Here is a 19,625-nt window from a genome sequence, read left to right on the forward strand (position 1 = left end):
CTGGCGCTTTCAACACCGTTCTTCGCCGGCGCCGCGCCGGCGTTTCTTGACTACGCCCAGCAGCAAACCCAGGCGCATGAAAAAAGCGATGCTGCAACCGCAAAGCAAACGTCAGGCGATCGTCAAAATGCGGATAATAAAAAAAAGACGCCTAATACCGCGCAATTGCAAAAAAGAATCGTCAGCCAGCAGGCGACGATTGAGCAAAAAAATAAAACTATTCAGCAATTAAAAAAACAGCTTGCTAACACTCCGGCCACAGAAACCTCCATCGCGAATGAGCAAGCGGCCTTAAATAACAAAATAAAAGAATTACAGGTCGCCTTAACCGCCGCCACCGCGAAAAATGAGGCGTTAATAAAAAAAGAAAGCACAGCCCAGAATTCTATTCTGCAGCAAAGTCAGGCCGCCGCGCTGCAGCAGATCCAACAATTAACGTCACAGCTTCAGCAAGCCGAAGCTGAAAATAAACGGCTCAGCGCCATCCTCACCGCTCTGAATACGGATAAACAGACGCTCGCTACCCGGTTGGCCACGATGGAAAAAGCGCAGCAGGCCGCTCCTGACCACGCAAAAGCCCTCGCCGCCGACAAGCAGTCGTTAACCACCCGGCTGGCCGTGATGGAAAAAGAGAAGCAGACCGCTCTCGACCAGGTCAAAGCCCTTAACGCCGATAAACAGTCGCTGACAAACCGGCTCGCCGCGGCAGAGAAGACGCAGCAGACCGCCCTCGAGCAAGTCAAAGCCCTTAACGCCGATAAGCAGTCGCTGACAAACCGACTCGCCGCGGCAGAGAAGACGCAGCAGACCGCCCTCGACCAGGTCAAAGCCCTTAACGCCGATAAGCAGTCGCTGGCTAACCGGCTCGCCGCGGCAGAGAAGACGCAGCAGACCGCCCTCGACCAGGTTAAAGCCCTTAACGCCGATAAGCAGTCGCTGACAAACCGGCTCGCCGCGGCAGAGAAGACGCAGCAGACCACCCTCGACCAGGTTAAAACCCTTAACGCCGATAAGCAGTTGCTGGCTAACCGGCTCGCCACGGCAGAGAAGACGCAGCAGACCGCTCTTGATCAGGTCAAAGCCCTTAATGCCGATAAGCAGTCGCTGGTTAACCGGCTCGCCGCGGCGGAAAAAGCGCCATCGAGCCGCGCCGATGCCGCCGTGGCGGCAAAAGATGAGCCCCCCGAGATGGCGGCCATAGTGGCGGCCTATCGCCTGCAGGCGGACAAAGATAACGCCCAGCTGCGGATGAAAGAGGATGAAATCCAGCTGCTGCGGACGCAGCTGACGGTCCCGCCGAGAAATACCACCGGCAAAACCGCCGCCAAACTCAGCGCGCCAGGTGAACAGCAGGCTTACGCCATCGGCGCCTCGATGGGTACAGAGGCGCTTAATGTCCTCACGACTCGTCGCACTCAGGGGGTTAACGTCGACGCCGACCTGGTGCTGCAGGGCATCGAGGATGCCTTCAGCGGCCAGCTTCGCCTCGGCGAACAGGAGCGTAACAAAGCGCTGTTTGACATTTCACAGCAGGTTTTCCAGAACCTGAATAAAATCGAGCAGAAAAACATCAGCGCCGGTCAGAAATACCAGCAGGCATTTGCGCGCAAAAAAGGTGTGGTCTTCAAAGAGGGCGTCTACAGCCGTATCGATTACCCGGGTAAAGGAAAAATTAGCGGCAACGATCTGGTGACCGTGGTGATCAAAGAGATGCTGACGGACGGAACGGTGATCAATGATATGGAGACGAAAGATCAGGCGCTTACCCAGAAACTGGATGCCTATCCCCCGGTATTTCGCGGGCCGCTGAAGCGCCTGCAGAACCACGGCTCCGTGACGCTGGTCGTCCCGCCCGACAAAGCCTATGGCAGTAAAGGGTTGCCACCGAAGATCCCCCCAGGCGCCACCATGGTCTATTCCGTGCGGATAGTGGATAGCCAACCCGCGCCGGCAAAATAGCCCTGTCTCCCCACCGCCCTCTCCGGGCGGTGCTGTTATTCCTGCCGCATTGCTGCAATAACCGCCGTGCATCCTCATCTATAGTTGTCTATGATGTTGCACTCGTTTTACGGGTGTAACAGATGTTAACGAAGGAGGAGCCTCACCGTGGCCGATAATCCACTGTGGCATGAAACGCTGCATGACCATTTTGGTCAGTACTTTAGCGTTGATAACGTGCTGTACCACGAAAAAACCGATCATCAGGATCTGATCATCTTTGACAACCGCGCCTTTGGCCGGGTAATGGCGCTGGATGGCGTCGTGCAGACCACCGAACGCGATGAGTTTATCTATCACGAAATGATGACCCACGTGCCGCTGTTGGCTCACGGCAACGCGAAGCATGTCCTGATCATCGGCGGCGGCGATGGCGCGATGCTGCGCGAAGTCTCTCGTCACCGCAGCATCGAAAGTATCACCATGGTGGAAATCGACGCCGGAGTGGTCTCATTCTGCCGCCAGTACCTGCCCAACCATAGCGCCGGCGCCTATGACGATCCGCGCTTTACGCTGGTGATTGATGATGGCGTCAATTTTGTTAACCAGACGACGCAAACGTTTGACGTGATCATTTCGGACTGTACCGATCCTATCGGCCCGGGGGAAAGCCTCTTCACCTCGGCTTTTTATGAAGGCTGCAAACGCTGCCTGAAGCCGGGAGGAATTTTCGTTGCGCAGAACGGCGTCTGCTTCTTGCAGCAGGACGAAGCGGTGGGCAGTCATCGTAAGCTGAGCCACTATTTTCGCGACGTCAGCTTCTACCAGGCGGCGATTCCGACCTATTACGGCGGGATCATGACCTTTGCCTGGGCGAGCGACAACGAGGCGCTGCGCCATCTTTCCAGCGAAATCATTCAGGCGCGCTTTCACAAAGCCAACCTGACCTGCCGTTACTACAATCCGGCAATCCATACGGCGGCCTTCGCCTTACCACAATATCTGCATGATGCTCTGTCCGCACCGTGAAGCGAAATAAGGGGGTGAACTAAATTGAAAAAATTGAAGCTGCACGGCTTTAACAACCTGACCAAAAGCCTGAGTTTTTGTATCTACGATATCTGTTACGCCAAAACGGCAGAAGAGCGCGACGGCTACATCGCCTATATCGACGAACTCTATAACGCCAATCGCCTGACAGAGATCCTGACCGAAACCTGCTCTATTATTGGCGCTAATATCCTGAATATCGCCCGCCAGGATTATGAACCCCAGGGCGCCAGCGTGACCATTCTGGTTAGCGAAGAGCCCGTCGACCCGCGGCTTATCGACCAGACCGAACACCCCGGCCCACTACCTGAAACCGTGGTCGCCCATCTCGATAAAAGCCATATCTGCGTGCATACCTATCCGGAGAGCCACCCGGAAGGCGGTCTGTGCACCTTCCGCGCCGATATCGAAGTCTCTACCTGCGGGGTTATTTCACCGCTCAAAGCGCTGAACTATCTGATCCACCAGCTGGAATCGGACATTGTAACCATTGACTACCGCGTGCGCGGCTTTACCCGCGACATCAATGGGATGAAGCATTTTATCGATCATGAAATCAACTCAATTCAGAACTTTATGTCTGACGATATGAAGTCGCTGTATGACATGGTCGACGTCAACGTTTACCAGGAAAATATCTTCCATACCAAAATGTTGCTCAAGGAGTTTGACCTTAAGCACTACATGTTCCATACCCGACCGGAAGAGTTGACCGCTGAAGAGCGCAAGGTCATTACCGACCTGCTGTGGAAAGAGATGCGCGAGATTTACTACGGCCGCAATATTCCTGCCGTGTAATGCCTCAAATGCCCGGCGGCGCTTGTGCTTGCCGGGCCTGGGTTCTGCGCCGGCTGGTAGCCGGGGCAAGGTACTCGTCGCGACCCGGGGATGTGCCCTGCGCACGCGACGCTTAGCAAGGCTACGCTTTTCCGCAGCCCGGCGCAAAATAAGTCATCAACGCTGCTGCATAAACTCACGATAGGCGGCAACTACCTGCAGGAAATCCTCAATGCCGCACAGAGAGAGGCTTTCTTCATCGTAGTAGCTCATCCCCTCCTCGATTTCGTCGCCGGAAAATTCCAGCTGATTGGCGCGGATCATCACCTCTTCGCCATCCAGCCACAGCGTATATTCATGTCCGGCACGCTGCCAGGAACGTTCACTGCCTTTCACGGTGCGCGCAGCCTGCTCCACTTCGTCAAGCAGAGCAAGATTGTCTTTCACCTCCTCGTTGAACCAGTGGCCAATCGCCTCGTGATCCATCGACATTCGCACCTTTACCACTCCGGTAATATCGCGCAGAAATTCGTAGTCCATAGTCTTTTCCTCTGCAAGGGCAATGCGTCACCGCTGCACTGTACCCATGGAGTAATTATCGCAGCAGACCGAAAGAAAAAAAGCGTAACAGGCAGGAGGTTTAGAAATAAAAATGCCCGGTGATGCAATGTTCACCGGGCATTGAGGAGTTTGTAGCCAAACGGTCAGCCAGGCTGACCGAATGGTTTTACACCGCGGTCTGGAAGATCACGCCGTCAGCTTTTTCAGTGTACTGATCCAGCTGGTTGAAGTTCAGATAGCGATAGGTATCTTCCGCTGTCTTATCCACCTGCGCCACGAAGGTCTGGTACTCTTCCGGCGTCGGCAGTTTACCGAGCAGAGAAGCTACCGCCGCCAGTTCGGCAGAGGCCAGATAGACGTTAGCGCCGGTACCTAAACGGTTCGGGAAGTTACGGGTAGAGGTGGAAACCACCGTCGCGCCGTCGGCCACGCGCGCCTGGTTACCCATACACAGGGAACAGCCAGGGATTTCGATACGCGCCCCGCTCTTACCAAATACGCTGTAGTAACCTTCTTCGGTCAGCTGCGCGGCGTCCATACGGGTTGGCGGCGCCACCCACAGGCGAGTCGGCAACTGGCCTTTGTGGCTGTCCAGCAGCTTACCGGCGGCACGGAAGTGGCCGATGTTGGTCATGCAGGAGCCGATGAACACTTCGTCGATTTTCTCGCCCTGTACGTCAGACAGCAGGCGGGCATCGTCCGGATCGTTCGGCGCGCACAGAATCGGCTCTTTGATATCCGCCAAATCGATGTCGATCACTGCCGCGTATTCCGCGTCAGCATCGGCTTCCAGCAGCTGCGGATCCGCCAGCCATTTCTCCATGCCCTGGATACGACGCTCCAGGGTACGGCGGTCGCCGTAGCCTTCGGCGATCATCCACTTCAGCAGGACGATGTTGGAGTTCAGATACTCAACGATCGGCTCTTTGTTCAGCTTGATGGTGCAACCTGCAGCAGAACGTTCAGCAGAGGCATCGGTCAGCTCGAATGCCTGCTCCACTTTCAGATCCGGCAGGCCTTCAATCTCAAGGATGCGGCCAGAGAAGATGTTTTTCTTACCTTTCTTCTCAACGGTCAGCAGGCCCTGCTTGATGGCGTACAGCGGGATAGCGTGAACCAGGTCGCGCAGCGTGATCCCCGGCTGCATTTTACCTTTGAAACGCACCAGCACCGATTCCGGCATATCCAGCGGCATCACGCCGGTCGCGGCGGCGAAGGCCACCAGACCAGAGCCCGCCGGGAAGGAGATCCCGATGGGGAAACGGGTGTGGGAGTCGCCGCCGGTGCCCACGGTATCCGGCAGCAGCATGCGGTTCAGCCAGGAGTGGATCACGCCATCGCCCGGACGCAGCGAGACGCCGCCGCGGTTCATAATGAAGTCCGGCAGAGTATGATGCGTGGTGACGTCAACCGGCTTCGGATAGGCCGCAGTGTGGCAGAAGGACTGCATCACCAGGTCAGCGGAGAAGCCCAGGCACGCCAGGTCTTTCAGTTCATCACGGGTCATTGGACCGGTGGTGTCCTGAGAACCGACGGAGGTCATTTTCGGCTCGCAGTAGGCGCCCGGGCGGATACCGGCAACGCCGCAGGCGCGGCCAACCATTTTCTGCGCCAGAGAGAAGCCGCGGGTGCTTTCCGCCACGTCTTTCGCCTGACGGAAGACATCGCTGTGCGGCAGACCCAGCGCTTCACGTGCTTTGGTGGTCAGGCCGCGACCGATGATCAGCGGGATACGGCCGCCGGCACGGACTTCGTCGATCAGCACATCGGTTTTCAGTTCGAAGCTGGCCAGCAGTTCGTTGGTTTCGTGATTACGCACTTCGCCTTTGAACGGGTAAACGTCGATGACGTCGCCCATGTTCAGGTTTGACACATCCACTTCGATAGGCAGCGCGCCCGCATCTTCCATGGTGTTGAAGAAGATTGGCGCGATTTTGCCGCCCAGGCACAGGCCGCCGCCGCGCTTGTTCGGCACGTTCGGGATATCGTCGCCCATAAACCACAGCACCGAGTTGGTGGCCGATTTACGTGAAGAGCCGGTCCCGACCACGTCGCCAACGTAGGCCAGCGGGTAGCCTTTCTGCTGCAGGGCTTCGATCTGTTTGATCGGGCCAACCACGCCCGGCTGATCCGGTTCAATGCCTTCGCGGGCGTTTTTCAGCATCGCCAGGGCGTGCAGCGGGATATCCGGACGCGACCAGGCATCCGGCGCCGGAGACAGGTCGTCGGTGTTCGTTTCGCCAGTCACCTTGAAAACGGTAACGGTGATTTTTTCTGCCAGCTGCGGGCGGTTTAGGAACCACTCAGCGTCGGCCCAGGATTGCATAACCTGTTTAGCGTGCTCGTTACCCGCTTTCGCTTTCTCTTCCACGTCGTAGAAGTTATCGAACATCAGCAGAGTATGGGACAGCGCTTTCGCGGCAATCGGCGCCAGTTTCGCGTCGTCCAGGGCATCGATCAGCGGGTGGATATTGTAACCACCCTGCATGGTGCCCAGCAGTTCAACGGCTTTTTCAGGGGTAACCAGGGGGGAGGTCGTTTCGCCTTTGGCGATCGCGGCAAGGAATCCAGCTTTAACATAGGCGGCTTCGTCGACGCCCGGCGGTACACGGTTAATCAGCAGGTCTAACAGGAATTCTTCTTCGCCCGCAGGCGGGTTTTTCAGCAGTTCTACCAGCGCGGCCATTTGGGTTGCATCTAAGGGTTTGGCAACAATCCCCATGGCGGCACGCTCAGCTACGTGCTTACGGTATTCTTCTAGCACGACGGTTCTCCTCGCTTCTCATTGTCATAATGCGGCCTACACCTCTTCAATCAATCTGCTTCGGTATTGGCAGTTTGCCGCCTTGACGCATCTTGAAGGATTTAGTGGCTGGGCGATTTTCTTCACGCTCCTGTGAGACAGCAGTTTGTAGGGTAAATGCCCGATACCGCGTCGGCAGCATAGCAGGATTTTTGAAAGGTGTTAATCTGTTTACAAAAAAGCAACATTAAAATTTAGCTGAATCGTTAAGGGCAGGATATTGCAGGCTTTCTGTTCAAATCCCGCGACAAAAATTCCTTTCCGCGTACAACGCCATGGGCCGATCCCAACAATCATCAATAAAAAGCCATACCGCTTACTTATACTCAGCAAACGCGCCGTTTTCGCCGATACTTTAGCGAGATGGGTTACTTTTTGGGTCAGGAGCTTCTATGTCACTGCCGTTCAAACCCCATATTATCACCCTGCTCTGTAGCGCTGGCTTACTCGCGGCGGCGGGAACACTCTATGTGCAAAGCCGTACTCCAGAGACGGTCACTCAGCCGACGGCGCAGCCTGCGCCAGCGCCAACGCCAGCCGCACCCGCCGCCGCGGAGCCGGTGGCCGCCACCTACACCCAGTCGCAGATTGACCAGTGGGTTGCCCCCATCGCGCTCTACCCGGACAGTCTGCTGTCGCAGGTGCTGATGGCTTCCACCTACCCGGACAACGTCATGCAGGCGGTGCAGTGGTCCCAGGATAACCCCACCATGAAAGGGGATCCCGCCGTTCAGGCAGTTGCCAGCCAGCCATGGGATCCCAGCGTCAAATCGCTTGTCGCTTTCCCTGCCCTGCTGGCGATGATGGGCGAGAATCCGCCCTGGGTGGAAAATCTGGGTAATGCGTTTTTGGCCCAGCCGCATGATGTGATGGACTCGGTGCAACGCCTGCGTGCCATCGCCCAGGAGACAGGGACGCTGAAATCTACGCCGCAGCAAAAAGTGATTGTCGCCGCAGCGGCGCCTGTGCCGGCCACCACTTCGAAAAGCAGCACCGTATCAACGTCAAGCACTACCGCGGCGGCGCCTGCGCCAACCCAGGTCATAAAAATAGAACCGACCGATCCACAGGTGGTCTATGTTCCCAACTACAACCCCTCCACCGTCTATGGTACCTGGCCGAACAGCGCCTATCCTCCGGTCTATCTGCCGCCGCCTCCCGGGGAGCAGTTTACCGATAGCTTCGTCAAAGGCTTCGGTTACAGCCTGGGCGTGGCGACCACCTGGGCGCTGTTCAGCAGCATCGACTGGGATGATGATGATGACCACCACCATCACGATGACGACTACCACCGCGGCGATTACTCGCATAACGGCGATAACATCAATATCAATGTGAATAACTTTAACCGCATTACCGGACAAAACCTGCCGGGCGACCGCGTAAACTGGCAGCACAACCCCGCCTATCGCGGTCACGTGCCATACCCCGATAATACCGTCGCCCAGCGCTTTCATCAGGCCAACGTATCCGGCGGACTGAGCGCGACCCAGCATGCGCCGGTCGATCGTGAGGCGCAGCGCCAGGCGGCGATGACCCAGCTTCAGCAGCGCAGCGCGTCGACCGCCACGGCGGGCAACCTGGCGGCAAACACCGCCTCGCGCGATGCCCAGCGTCAGGCGGCCTCGGCGCAGTTGAAACAAGCCACCCAGCGCAGCAACTACCGCGGTTACGACAGCGAGCCGACATCGACCCAGCAGCGTCGAGACGCGGCGAAAGCGCAGTTGAAAAACCCGACGCCGCAGCAACAGCAGCGTAGGGAAACCATTAAGAGCCGCGAGCAGAATACTACACCGCAGCAGCAACAGCGCCGGCAGCAGCTCCAGTCCGCCACGCCAGCCCAGCGTCAGCAGACGGTCAGTCATCTGCGCGCCAGCGCCCTTAGCGGCAACGAAAGCCGCGCCCCCTCCTGGCAAGCGCAGCAAGAACGGGGACGGCAGAGTCGTCAGTTTTCCAGCGTAAACCGCGAGCAGCGCGACGGCGCCAGAGAGCGTCTTTCTGAACACCATGAACTACGCCGCCGCTGAGGATGAGCAGAATGAGAAACCCATTACCAATTGCCCTGTTCACGTTAATGCTGTCGCCGCTTGCCGCCTTCGCCCAGCTGCAGTATGCCACCCCCGAGCAGGCCGCAAACGCGCTGGCCGAGGCGATCGGCCAGCAAAATGATGCGGCGCTGAGTGAAGTGCTTGGCGATAACTGGCAGCATTTTTTACCCCCCGACGGGATCGACCCCACTGCCGTCGACCGCTTCCAGCGCGACTGGCAGGTGAAACATGTGATTGTGCAGCAGGGTGAAAAAGCCTGGCTCGACGTCGGTAGCGAAGCATGGCGGCTGCCAGTCCCCATCGTCAAAGCATCCCAGGGCTGGCGCTTTGATATGGCCGCTGGCGAAGAAGAGATCCTCACCCGCGCTATCGGCCGTAATGAACTATCGGCGATAGCCGCCATGCATGCCTACGTTGACGCCCAGCAGGATTACTATCAACTGAACCACCGCTGGGCGCAGAAAATCATCAGTAGCGAAGGCAAAAAAGATGGTCTGTACTGGCCCACCTCGCCGGGCGAAGCGCCAAGTCCGCTTGGGCCAGCCTTTAGCCCGACGGTTCCCGGCAGCGGCTACCATGGCTACCGCTTCCGCATTATCACCGGTAGAGATGAGCAGAGCGTCGCCTTGCTGGCGTGGCCTGTGGCGTGGGGGGAAACCGGCGTGATGAGCTTTATGATCGATCAGCACGATACGGTTTATCAGGCCAATCTCGGTGAAGAGAGCGCGGCAAAGGCCCAGGCGATAACGCGCTTTGCCCCCGACGCTGACGCCGGCTGGCAGGTGGTCAATCCATAAAAAAACGCCCGGTTACGTATACGCAACCGGGCGTTTTCATTCACTTAGCCCTGGTGGGGCATCAGCGACGGATCGCCGGTAAAGGCTGGTTTCGTACTGGACAATGCCGATTCGTCAGCGCTGATGCTGCCGGAATTCGCCGCCCATACTCCTTCACTGGTCTTGGTCACTTGCTGATGCTGAGCATTCAGATCCTGGCCCATCGCCGCAATATGGGTCGTTTCCGTACCACCGCTGTTATCCGCCCACGGAATCGTGGCGTCAGCCGCGCAGGCGACACCGGATAAGCACGCTGCTGCGACCAGCGCTGTGGTTAAAAAGCGTTTCATCACACACCTCATTGATATCGTTAACTACCTATAAGTTTACAGAGTGACTATTTACAAAGTATGTATGAGGTGTAGCGGTTTATGAATAGCGACATAGTTCTAAACATCAGGCATAAAAAAAGCGGCTCCGGGAGCCGCTTATGCTTTTTGCCTGAAAGAAAAAGTTACTTTTTCTTCGCTTTGGCGTTCGGCAGGTCGGTGATGCTGCCTTCGAATACTTCTGCCGCCAGGCCAACAGACTCGTGCAGAGTCGGGTGAGCGTGGATAGTCAGCGCGATGTCTTCAGCGTCACAGCCCATCTCGATAGCCAGGCCGATCTCACCCAGCAGCTCGCCGCCGTTGGTGCCGACAATCGCGCCGCCGATAACACGGTGGGTCTCTTTGTCGAAGATCAGTTTGGTCATGCCGTCTGCGCAGTCGGAAGCGATAGCACGGCCGGAAGCAGCCCACGGGAAGGTGGCGGTTTCGTAGCTGATGCCTTTCTCTTTCGCTTCTTTCTCGGTCAGACCCACCCATGCCACTTCTGGCTCGGTGTAGGCGATCGATGGGATCACTTTCGGATCGAAGTAGTGCTTCAGGCCGGAGATAACTTCTGCGGCAACGTGACCTTCGTGGACGCCTTTGTGCGCCAGCATCGGCTGACCGACGATATCGCCGATAGCAAAGATGTGCGGCACGTTGGTGCGCATTTGTTTGTCAACGCGGATGAAGCCACGATCGTCAACTTCCACGCCCGCTTTGCCTGCGTCGAGGTTTTTACCGTTCGGTACGCGGCCGATAGCCACCAGCACGGCGTCGTAACGCTGTGCTTCCGCCGGCGCTTTTTTGCCTTCCATGGAAACATAAATACCGTCTTCTTTTGCTTCAACGGCAGTCACTTTGGTTTCCAGCATCAGGTTGAATTTCTTGCTGATGCGTTTGGTGAAGACTTTCACCACATCTTTATCGGCAGCCGGGATGACCTGGTCGAACATTTCAACCACGTCGATCTCTGAACCCAGCGCATGGTATACGGTACCCATTTCCAGACCGATGATACCGCCGCCCATGACCAGCATGCGTTTCGGCACAGATTTCAGCTCCAGGGCGTCGGTGGAGTCCCATACGCGCGGATCTTCATGCGGAATAAATGGCAGTTGAATCGGACGGGAGCCCGCCGCGATGATGGCGTTGTCGAAGTTGATCACGGTTTTGCCGTTTTCGCCTTCCACTTCCAGGGTGTTAGCGCCGGTGAATTTACCCAGACCGTTAACCACCTTCACTTTACGCCCTTTGGCCATGCCAGCCAGACCACCGGTCAGCTGAGTGATGACTTTTTCTTTCCAGGTGCGGATCTTGTCAATGTCAGTTTTCGGTTCGCCGAAAACGATGCCGTGTTCGGCCAGCGCTTTCGCTTCTTCGATAACTTTTGCCACGTGCAGCAGCGCTTTAGAAGGGATACAACCCACGTTCAGGCACACCCCACCGAGGGTGCTGTAACGTTCTACGATGACGGTTTCCAGACCTAAATCAGCGCAACGGAAGGCTGCAGAGTAGCCTGCAGGACCTGCCCCAAGTACCACGACCTGAGTTTTGATTTCAGTACTCATCATGACCTCTGTAATTTATATCCGGCGGGTCTGACGCTATTATTTTTACGCCCAAGTCCACCGGGACGTTCTATCCGCGTGTATTTTACAAAATTGTTAACAATTTTTAAACAACAAACGGCAAACGATTTTGTCCTTTGTTGCTGATAATCCCAAACAGCCTGAGGTTATCAGAAAAAAGCCGGCCGTCAGGCCGGCTTTTTCAATTACATCACCAGGCGGCGAATGTCGCTCAGGGTGTTGTTGATGATGGTAATGAAGCGGGCACCATCAGCACCGTCGATGACGCGGTGGTCGAAGGACAGAGAGATCGGCAGCATCAGACGCGGCACGAACTCTTTACCATTCCATACCGGCTCCATCGCGGACTTAGACACGCCGAGGATGGCCACTTCCGGCGCATTAACAATCGGCGCGAAGTGGGTGGTACCCAGGCCGCCGATGCTGGAGATGGTGAAGCAACCGCCCTGCATTTCGCCCGCCGTCAGTTTGCCATCGCGCGCTTTCTTCGAGATGGTGGTCAGTTCACGAGACAGCTCGGTGATGCTCTTCTTGTTCACGTCTTTAAAGACCGGAACCACCAGACCGTTCGGGGTATCTACCGCCACACCGATGTTGATGTATTTCTTCAGCGTCAGACGCTGACCATCTTCGGAGAGCGAGCTGTTGAAGCGCGGCATCTGCTCAAGCGCAGCGGCCACGGCTTTCATGATGAAGACAACCGGGGTGAATTTCACGTCCAGTTTACGCTTCTCAGCTTCGGCGTTCTGCTGCTTACGGAACGCTTCCAGATCGGTGATATCGGTTTTATCGAAGTGCGTAACGTGCGGGATCATGACCCAGTTACGGCTCAGGTTGGCACCAGAAATTTTCTGGATACGGCCCAGCTCCACTTCTTCGATTTCGCCGAACTTGCTGAAGTCAACCTTCGGCCATGGCAGCATGCCCGGGATACCGCCGCCAGCGGCAGCCGCCGGTGCGGATTCAGCACGCTTAACAGCGTCTTTCACGTAAGCCTGAACGTCTTCGCGCAGGATACGACCTTTACGGCCGGTGCCTTTCACTTTCGCCAGGTTAACGCCGAACTCGCGCGCCAGGCGGCGAATCAGCGGAGTGGCGTGGACGTAAGCGTCGTTTTCAGCGAATTCGGTTTTACCTTCCGCTTTCGCAGCCGGTGCCGCGGCAGGCTTAGCGGCCTGAGCCGGAGCTGCAGCCGGTGCCGGAGCAGCGGCCTGAGCCGGTGCGGCGGCAGGCGCAGCGCCTTCCACTTCGAAGACCATGATCAGGGAGCCGGTTTTGACTTTATCGCCGGTGCTGATTTTGATCTCTTTGACGGTGCCCGCGAACGGCGCCGGCACTTCCATAGACGCTTTGTCGCCTTCGACGGTGATAAGGGACTGCTCAGCAGCCACTTTATCGCCGACTTTTACCATCACTTCGGTCACTTCAACTTCGTCGCCGCCGATGTCCGGTACGTTAACGTCTTTCGCACCGCCAGCCGCAGCTGGAGCAGCCGCCGCCGGAGCAGCAGCCTGAGCAGGTGCGGCAGCAGGCGCAGCGCCCGCCACTTCGAAGATCATGATCAGGGAGCCGGTGGACACTTTATCGCCGGTGTTGATCTTGATCTCTTTCACGGTACCCGCGAACGGCGCCGGCACTTCCATCGAGGCTTTATCGCCTTCGACGGTGATCAGAGACTGCTCAGCCGCAACGGTATCGCCCACTTTCACCAGAATTTCAGTGACTTCAACTTCGTCACCGCCGATGTCCGGCACGTTCACGTCTTTCGCTGCCGCGGCAGCTGCTGGAGCAGCGGCGGCCGGAGCGGCTTCTTTCTTCTCTTCCTGCGCAGGTGCAGCGGCTGCTGCACCCTCGGCGGAATCGAAAATCATAATCAGTTTGCCAGTCTCGGTTTTGTCGCCGACGGAGACTTTAATCTCTTTCACGACGCCAGCCTGCGGAGACGGGACTTCCATAGAGGCTTTATCGCCTTCTACGGTGATCAGCGACTGTTCAGCTTCAACTTTGTCGCCCACTTTGACCAGAATCTCGGTGATTTCAACTTCATCAGCCCCGATGTCCGGTACTTTGATTTCGATAGCCATTATTCTTTTACCTCTTACGCCAGACGCGGGTTAACTTTTTCTGCATCGATGTTGAATTTGGTAATTGCGTCCGCAACCACTTTCTTATCGATTTCACCACGTTTAGCCAGTTCGCCCAGCGCTGCAACGACCACATAGGAAGCATCGACTTCGAAGTGGTGACGCAGGTTTTCACGGCTGTCGGAACGACCGAAGCCATCGGTACCCAGTACGCGGTAATCGTCAGCCGGTACGTAGGTACGAACCTGCTCGGCGAACAGTTTCATATAGTCAGTGGATGCCACTGCCGGAGCGTCGTTCATCACCTGAGCGATGTACGGCACGCGCGGGGTTTCCAGCGGGTGCAGCATGTTCCAGCGTTCGCAATCCTGGCCATCACGCGCCAGTTCGGTGAAGGAGGTGACGCTGTACACGTCAGAGCCCACGCCGTAGTCTTTCGCCAGGATCTGCGCTGCTTCACGGACGTGACGCAGGATAGAACCGGAGCCCAGCAGCTGAACTTTACCTTTGCTACCTTCGATGGTTTCGAGTTTGTAGATACCTTTGCGGATACCTTCCTCGGCGCCTTCCGGCATGGCCGGCATGTGGTAGTTTTCGTTCAGGGTAGTGATGTAGTAGTAAACGTTCTCTTGTTTCTCACCGTACATACGCTCCAGGCCGTCATGCATGATGACCGCCACTTCGTAGGCGTAGGACGGATCGTAAGAGATACAGTTCGGGATAGTCAGAGACTGAATATGGCTGTGGCCATCTTCGTGCTGCAGACCTTCGCCGTTCAGCGTCGTACGACCGGAAGTACCACCAATCAGGAAGCCGCGAGCCTGCTGGTCGCCTGCCTGCCAGCACAGGTCGCCGATACGCTGGAACCCGAACATCGAGTAGTAGATGTAGAACGGGATCATCGGCAGGTTGTTGGTGCTGTAAGAGGTCGCCGCAGCCAGCCAGGATGCGCCTGCGCCCAGCTCGTTGATCCCTTCCTGCAGGATCTGACCTTTCTCGTCTTCTTTGTAGTATGCAACCTGCTCACGGTCCTGCGGGGTGTACTGCTGGCCGTTCGGGCTGTAGATACCGATCTGACGGAACAGACCTTCCATACCGAAAGTACGCGCTTCGTCGGCGATGATCGGCACGAGGCGGTCTTTGATGGATTTGTTCTTCAGCATCACGTTCAGGGCACGAACGAACGCGATAGTGGTAGAGATCTCTTTATTCTGCTCTTCCAGCAGCGGGCGGAAATCTTCCAGCGTCGGCAGCTCCAGCTTCTCAGTGAAGTTCGGCTGACGGCTCGGCAGATAGCCGTGCAGTTTCTGACGCTGAGCGTGCAGATAGGTGTGCTCTTCGGAACCTTCCGGGAAGGTGACGTACGGCAGTTTTTCCAGATCGGCATCGGCAACCGGCACGTTGAAACGATCGCGGACGTAGCGAACGCCGTCCATGTTCATTTTCTTAACCTGGTGAGCGATGTTCTTACCTTCAGCAGTGTCACCCATGCCGTAACCTTTGATGGTATGGGCGAGGATAACGGTCGCTTTGCCTTTGGTTTCCTGCGCTTTTTTCAGAGCAGCATAAACTTTCTTCGGATCGTGGCCACCGCGGTTCAGGGCCCAAATCTGCTCGTCAGTCCAGTCGGCAACCAGCGCAGCGGTCTCCGGATATTTACCGAAGAAGTGCTCGCGCACATAAGCGCCGTCTTTGGATTTGAAGGTCTGGTAATCGCCGTCAACGGTTTCTTCCATCAGCTGAATCAGCTTACCGCTGGTGTCTTTACGCAGCAGCTCATCCCAACGACCGCCCCAGATAACCTTGATAACGTTCCAGCCAGCGCCCGCGAAGATGCCTTCCAGTTCGTTAATGATTTTGCCGTTACCGGTGACCGGGCCGTCAAGACGCTGCAGGTTACAGTTGATAACGAACACCAGGTTGTCGAGCTTCTCACGGGTGGCGATGGTGATCGCGCCTTTAGATTCCGGCTCGTCCATCTCACCGTCGCCCAGGAACGCGTAAACGGTTTGTTTGGAGGTGTCTTTCAGACCACGGTGTTCCAGGTATTTCAGGAATTTAGCCTGATAAATCGCCCCGATTGGGCCCAGGCCCATAGAAACGGTCGGGAACTGCCAGAATTCCGGCATCAGTTTCGGGTGCGGATAAGAGGACAGACCTTTACCGTGAACTTCCTGACGGAAGTTGTTCATCTGCTCTTCAGTCAGACGACCTTCCAGGAACGCACGCGCATAAACGCCCGGAGAGATGTGACCCTGGAAGTACACCAGGTCGCCGCCATCCTGCTCATTGCGTGCGCGGAAGAAGTGGTTGAAGCACACTTCGTAGAAGGTTGCGGAAGACTGGAAAGAAGCCATGTGGCCGCCCAGTTCGAGATCTTTTTTCGATGCGCGCAGAACGGTCATGATGGCGTTCCAGCGGATCGCAGAACGGATACGACGTTCCAGATCCAGATTACCCGGATATTCCGGCTCATCTTCAACGGCAATAGTGTTGACGTAACCGCCGGTCGATGCGCCAGCAGCCACTTTCACCCCGCCTTTGCGGGCTTCAGAAAGGAGTTGGTCAATAAGATACTGAGCGCGCTCAACACCTTCTTCACGGATGACCGATTCGATCGCCTGTAGCCAGTCGCGAGTTTCGATCGGATCCACGTCATTTGGTAAACGTTCTGACATGGGGGGTATTCCTTATCTATCTAATCGTTGATTAATCTGGAACCTGTCCCATTGAACTCTTCGTTCTTCACCGTTGAACAACCAAAAATTCAATAAGACAGGTTCTGCGTTTAGTTGCCGCGCTCTAAAAATGGCGCTTAAGAACCGGAGTTCTCGTCCTTTCGTTGCTGTAAACGACGCAGCGAGCGTTCTCTACGACTCTGCTCACGGCTACGGTCCAGCAAAATTTCCTCAATGAACGCCAGGTGACGGTGCGACGCCTCACGCGCCTGCTCCGGCTCCCCGGCCATTATCGCCTCGAAAATGCGAGTGCGATGGTTGCTGACCAACGGGAGCATTTCCCGGCGGGCATACAGCAATTCAAAGTTCTGACGCACGTTTTGCGCCAGCATCGGCTCCATACACCTTAGCAGATGGAGCAAAACCACATTGTGTGCCGCCTCGGTGACGGCGATTTGGTACTGGACGACGGCGCCGGACTCAGCGTCCAGATCGCCCGACTGCTGAGCCCGCTCAATAGCCTGATGCAGCTCGCGGATACGGTCGCGATCTTCATCATTGCTGCGCAGCGCCGCGTAATAAGCCGCAATGCCTTCCAGCGCGTGACGGGTCTCAAGCAGATCGAATTGGGATTCAGGGTGATCGGACAGCAGCTCGACCAGCGGATCGCTGAAGCTCTGCCACAGGCGGCTCTGAACAAACGTTCCACCTCCCTGACGACGAAGCAACAGGCCCTTGGCTTCGAGGCGTTGAATCGCCTCACGCAGCGAGGGGCGGGAAACGTCGAACTGTTTAGCCAGTTCGCGTTCAGGCGGGAGTTTTTCACCGGGGCGCAAGGTCCCCTCAAGGATCAGAAACTCCAGCTGCTGCTCTATCACATCGGATAATTTTGGTTGGCGGATTTTGCTGTAGGCCATATTCCCTGTCTCTGCCATTAGCCCGGAGTCAATTGGTCTTACCAATTTAAAGTTCGTAGCGCTAAAGTAACAAAGTATTCACCTTCTGTCCATACAGGTTTTGATTGAAATCAGTAAACGACGGACATTTTAACAACCTTACAGAAATAACATTTCAGAAATGTAACCTTGCACAAATGTTACGTTTACTCATAAAGAGGTAGCATTAACTTAATGGAAACGAAAAATTACGCTATCTGAACCGATTCAATGACCCAATAAATGAATATAAAGACAATATCATTGAATAAATAATCAGAAAGAAGCAGTGCGTCGGAATAATACAGAATGTGTCTATTGATGTCTTTTTAGACACATGGTCATCATCCCTTCATAAAGCAGGTGCATTCAAACGCACTTACCACTATTCTCCCTGAGACGAAAGGCCTTTTTCTTAATTACCGCACCGCCTTCCGTAAACAAAACAATACAGAAACGGAAGTCGTTAAATACACAAACACAACAATATGTGCGCGCCATCACTCAGGTAAAAAGTGGGCCACGTCGCCCAAATTTTCGCTGGCTATGCTTTCTGGCAGGGACAGCAGTGAAGCAGCAACCTGACGGATGACGTACACAAAAAATAACCACACACGAGGTTTCATATGGAAGGTCAACAGCACGGCGATCGGCTGAAGCGCGGCCTGAAAAACCGCCACATCCAGCTCATCGCGCTGGGCGGGGCTATCGGCACCGGCCTGTTTCTGGGGAGCGCGTCCGTCATTCAGTCCGCCGGCCCGGGTATCATTCTTGGTTACGCGATTGCCGGTTTTATCGCCTTTCTGATCATGCGTCAGCTGGGCGAAATGGTGGTGGAAGAGCCGGTAGCCGGTTCGTTTAGCCACTTTGCTTATAAATACTGGGGCGGCTTTGCCGGCTTCGCCTCCGGCTGGAACTACTGGGTACTGTATGTCCTGGTGGCCATGGCGGAACTCACTGCCGTCGGCAAATATATCCAGTTCTGGTGGCCGGAAATCCCGACCTGGGCCTCAGCGGCGGTCTTCTTCATCGCCATCAACGCCATTAACCTGACCAACGTGAAAGTGTTCGGGGAAATGGAGTTCTGGTTTGCCATTATCAAAGTGGTCGCCGTTGTGGCGATGATTTTGTTCGGCGGCTGGCTGCTGTTCAGCGGCAACGGCGGCCCGCAGGCGACGGTACGTAACCTCTGGGATCAAGGCGGGTTCCTGCCGCACGGCTTTACCGGGCTGGTAATGATGATGGCGATCATCATGTTCTCCTTCGGCGGTCTGGAGCTGGTGGGTATCACCGCGGCGGAAGCGGATAACCCGGAGCAAAGCATCCCGAAAGCCACTAACCAGGTTATCTACCGTATCCTGATCTTCTATGTTGGCTCGCTGGCGGTCCTGCTCTCGCTGCTGCCGTGGACGCGTGTGACTGCGGACACCAGTCCGTTCGTCCTGATTTTCCATGAGCTTGGCGATACGCTGGTGGCAAACGCCCTCAACGTAGTGGTGCTGACGGCGGCCCTGTCGGTGTATAACAGCTGTGTCTACTGCAACAGCCGTATGCTGTTCGGTCTTGCCCAGCAGGGGAACGCACCGAAAGCGCTGCTCAGCGTCGACAAACGCGGCGTGCCGGTGAATACCATTCTCGTCTCCGCCGTGGTCACCGCCCTGTGTGTGCTGATCAACTACCTGGCGCCGGAATCCGCATTTGGCCTGCTGATGGCGCTGGTAGTCTCCGCCCTGGTGATCAACTGGGCGATGATCAGCCTCGCGCATATCAAATTCCGTCGCGCCAAACAGCAGCAGGGGGTCACCACTCGCTTCCCCGCCCTCTTCTACCCGCTGGGTAACTGGGTGTGCCTGCTGTTTATGGCCGCGGTGCTGGTAATTATGCTGATGACCCCGGGGATGGCGATTTCCGTTTGGCTGATCCCGGTATGGATCGCCGTGCTGGGTGTGGGCTATCTATTTAAACAGAAAGCCGCCGCCACCATAAAAGCACAATAATACATCTCATCAATAATT

13 protein-coding genes are annotated in these 19,625 nt (G+C 56.1%); 6 read left to right on the forward strand and 7 right to left on the reverse strand.

The window, feature by feature from the left end:
* Positions 1 to 621 precede the first annotated feature (621 nt).
* From ACQUTI_RS15980 to speD, 3 genes are all read left to right on the forward strand, one after another.
* The gene (locus tag ACQUTI_RS15980; RefSeq protein WP_370531939.1) at positions 622 to 1,959 is read left to right on the forward strand and encodes an FKBP-type peptidyl-prolyl cis-trans isomerase N-terminal domain-containing protein; all 1,338 of its coding nucleotides are present in this window, start codon (positions 622 to 624) and stop codon (positions 1,957 to 1,959) included.
* A gap of 147 nt (positions 1,960 to 2,106) precedes the next feature.
* Positions 2,107 to 2,967 carry a polyamine aminopropyltransferase gene (gene speE, locus ACQUTI_RS15985; RefSeq protein WP_032455562.1) on the forward strand — a complete coding sequence of 287 codons (861 nt, stop codon included), beginning with the start codon at positions 2,107 to 2,109 and terminating at the stop codon, positions 2,965 to 2,967.
* 24 nt (positions 2,968 to 2,991) lie between these two features.
* Complete coding sequence (gene speD, locus ACQUTI_RS15990; protein WP_023319740.1) at positions 2,992 to 3,786, forward strand: adenosylmethionine decarboxylase; 795 nt, start codon at positions 2,992 to 2,994, stop codon at positions 3,784 to 3,786.
* A 156-nt stretch (positions 3,787 to 3,942) separates the two neighbouring features.
* Here speD and yacL read toward each other — a convergent pair whose 3' ends face one another.
* The gene (yacL, locus tag ACQUTI_RS15995; RefSeq protein ID WP_023319739.1) at positions 3,943 to 4,305 is read right to left on the reverse strand and encodes a protein YacL; all 363 of its coding nucleotides are present in this window, start codon (positions 4,303 to 4,305) and stop codon (positions 3,943 to 3,945) included.
* Positions 4,306 to 4,492: 187 nt separating this feature from the next.
* Positions 4,493 to 7,090 (reverse strand): bifunctional aconitate hydratase 2/2-methylisocitrate dehydratase, encoded by a 2,598-nt coding sequence (gene acnB / locus ACQUTI_RS16000; RefSeq protein WP_004204372.1) that lies wholly within the window; start codon positions 7,088 to 7,090, stop codon positions 4,493 to 4,495.
* A gap of 431 nt (positions 7,091 to 7,521) precedes the next feature.
* On the opposite strand from acnB, the gene ACQUTI_RS16005 reads away from it, so the two are divergent.
* Both ACQUTI_RS16005 and ACQUTI_RS16010 read left to right on the forward strand, forming a co-directional pair.
* The gene (locus tag ACQUTI_RS16005; protein ID WP_428923317.1) at positions 7,522 to 9,156 is read left to right on the forward strand and encodes a DUF3300 domain-containing protein; all 1,635 of its coding nucleotides are present in this window, start codon (positions 7,522 to 7,524) and stop codon (positions 9,154 to 9,156) included.
* Between the two features lie 11 nt (positions 9,157 to 9,167).
* Complete coding sequence (locus ACQUTI_RS16010) at positions 9,168 to 9,974, forward strand: DUF2950 family protein (RefSeq protein ID WP_428923318.1); 807 nt, start codon at positions 9,168 to 9,170, stop codon at positions 9,972 to 9,974.
* 44 nt (positions 9,975 to 10,018) lie between these two features.
* Here the strand turns inward: ACQUTI_RS16010 and ACQUTI_RS16015 are convergent, their stop codons facing one another.
* The 5 genes from ACQUTI_RS16015 to pdhR form a co-directional block, all read right to left on the reverse strand.
* Positions 10,019 to 10,303: a hypothetical protein gene (locus ACQUTI_RS16015; protein ID WP_410334060.1), complete on the reverse strand. Its 285-nt coding sequence runs from the start codon at positions 10,301 to 10,303 to the stop codon at positions 10,019 to 10,021.
* A gap of 164 nt (positions 10,304 to 10,467) precedes the next feature.
* Positions 10,468 to 11,892, reverse strand: a complete 1,425-nt coding sequence (lpdA, locus tag ACQUTI_RS16020; RefSeq protein WP_002888731.1) for a dihydrolipoyl dehydrogenase — start codon at positions 11,890 to 11,892, stop codon at positions 10,468 to 10,470.
* Positions 11,893 to 12,098: 206 nt separating this feature from the next.
* On the reverse strand, positions 12,099 to 13,997 hold the full coding sequence (gene aceF / locus ACQUTI_RS16025) for a pyruvate dehydrogenase complex dihydrolipoyllysine-residue acetyltransferase (protein ID WP_049092528.1): 1,899 nt from the start codon (positions 13,995 to 13,997) through the stop codon (positions 12,099 to 12,101).
* Between the two features lie 14 nt (positions 13,998 to 14,011).
* Positions 14,012 to 16,675, reverse strand: a complete 2,664-nt coding sequence (aceE, locus tag ACQUTI_RS16030) for a pyruvate dehydrogenase (acetyl-transferring), homodimeric type (protein WP_004204365.1) — start codon at positions 16,673 to 16,675, stop codon at positions 14,012 to 14,014.
* A 137-nt stretch (positions 16,676 to 16,812) separates the two neighbouring features.
* Positions 16,813 to 17,592, reverse strand: a complete 780-nt coding sequence (gene pdhR, locus ACQUTI_RS16035; protein ID WP_002888699.1) for a pyruvate dehydrogenase complex transcriptional repressor PdhR — start codon at positions 17,590 to 17,592, stop codon at positions 16,813 to 16,815.
* A gap of 644 nt (positions 17,593 to 18,236) precedes the next feature.
* Between pdhR and aroP the strand changes: the two genes are divergently transcribed.
* Complete coding sequence (gene aroP, locus ACQUTI_RS16040) at positions 18,237 to 19,607, forward strand: aromatic amino acid transporter AroP (RefSeq protein WP_017901172.1); 1,371 nt, start codon at positions 18,237 to 18,239, stop codon at positions 19,605 to 19,607.
* Positions 19,608 to 19,625 lie beyond the last annotated feature (18 nt).

It is taken from the genome of Klebsiella sp. 7-CIP_Kleb. (assembly GCF_050378655.1).
Classification (GTDB): domain Bacteria; phylum Pseudomonadota; class Gammaproteobacteria; order Enterobacterales; family Enterobacteriaceae; genus Klebsiella; species Klebsiella quasipneumoniae.

Excerpts from the sequence above, each read along its gene's own strand:
- ACQUTI_RS15980 (WP_370531939.1), top strand. The coding sequence starts at position 622 with ATGGAAAAAGAGAAGCAGACCGCTCTCGACCAGGTCAAAGCCCTTAAC.
- yacL (WP_023319739.1), bottom strand. The coding sequence starts at position 4,305 with ATGGACTACGAATTTCTGCGCGATATTACCGGAGTGGTAAAGGTGCGA.
- ACQUTI_RS16005 (WP_428923317.1), top strand. The coding sequence starts at position 7,522 with ATGTCACTGCCGTTCAAACCCCATATTATCACCCTGCTCTGTAGCGCT.
- ACQUTI_RS16010 (WP_428923318.1), top strand. The coding sequence starts at position 9,168 with ATGAGAAACCCATTACCAATTGCCCTGTTCACGTTAATGCTGTCGCCG.
- ACQUTI_RS16015 (WP_410334060.1), bottom strand. The coding sequence starts at position 10,303 with ATGAAACGCTTTTTAACCACAGCGCTGGTCGCAGCAGCGTGCTTATCC.
- lpdA (WP_002888731.1), bottom strand. The coding sequence starts at position 11,892 with ATGAGTACTGAAATCAAAACTCAGGTCGTGGTACTTGGGGCAGGTCCT.
- aceF (WP_049092528.1), bottom strand. The coding sequence starts at position 13,997 with ATGGCTATCGAAATCAAAGTACCGGACATCGGGGCTGATGAAGTTGAA.
- aceE (WP_004204365.1), bottom strand. The coding sequence starts at position 16,675 with ATGTCAGAACGTTTACCAAATGACGTGGATCCGATCGAAACTCGCGAC.
- pdhR (WP_002888699.1), bottom strand. The coding sequence starts at position 17,592 with ATGGCCTACAGCAAAATCCGCCAACCAAAATTATCCGATGTGATAGAG.
- aroP (WP_017901172.1), top strand. The coding sequence starts at position 18,237 with ATGGAAGGTCAACAGCACGGCGATCGGCTGAAGCGCGGCCTGAAAAAC.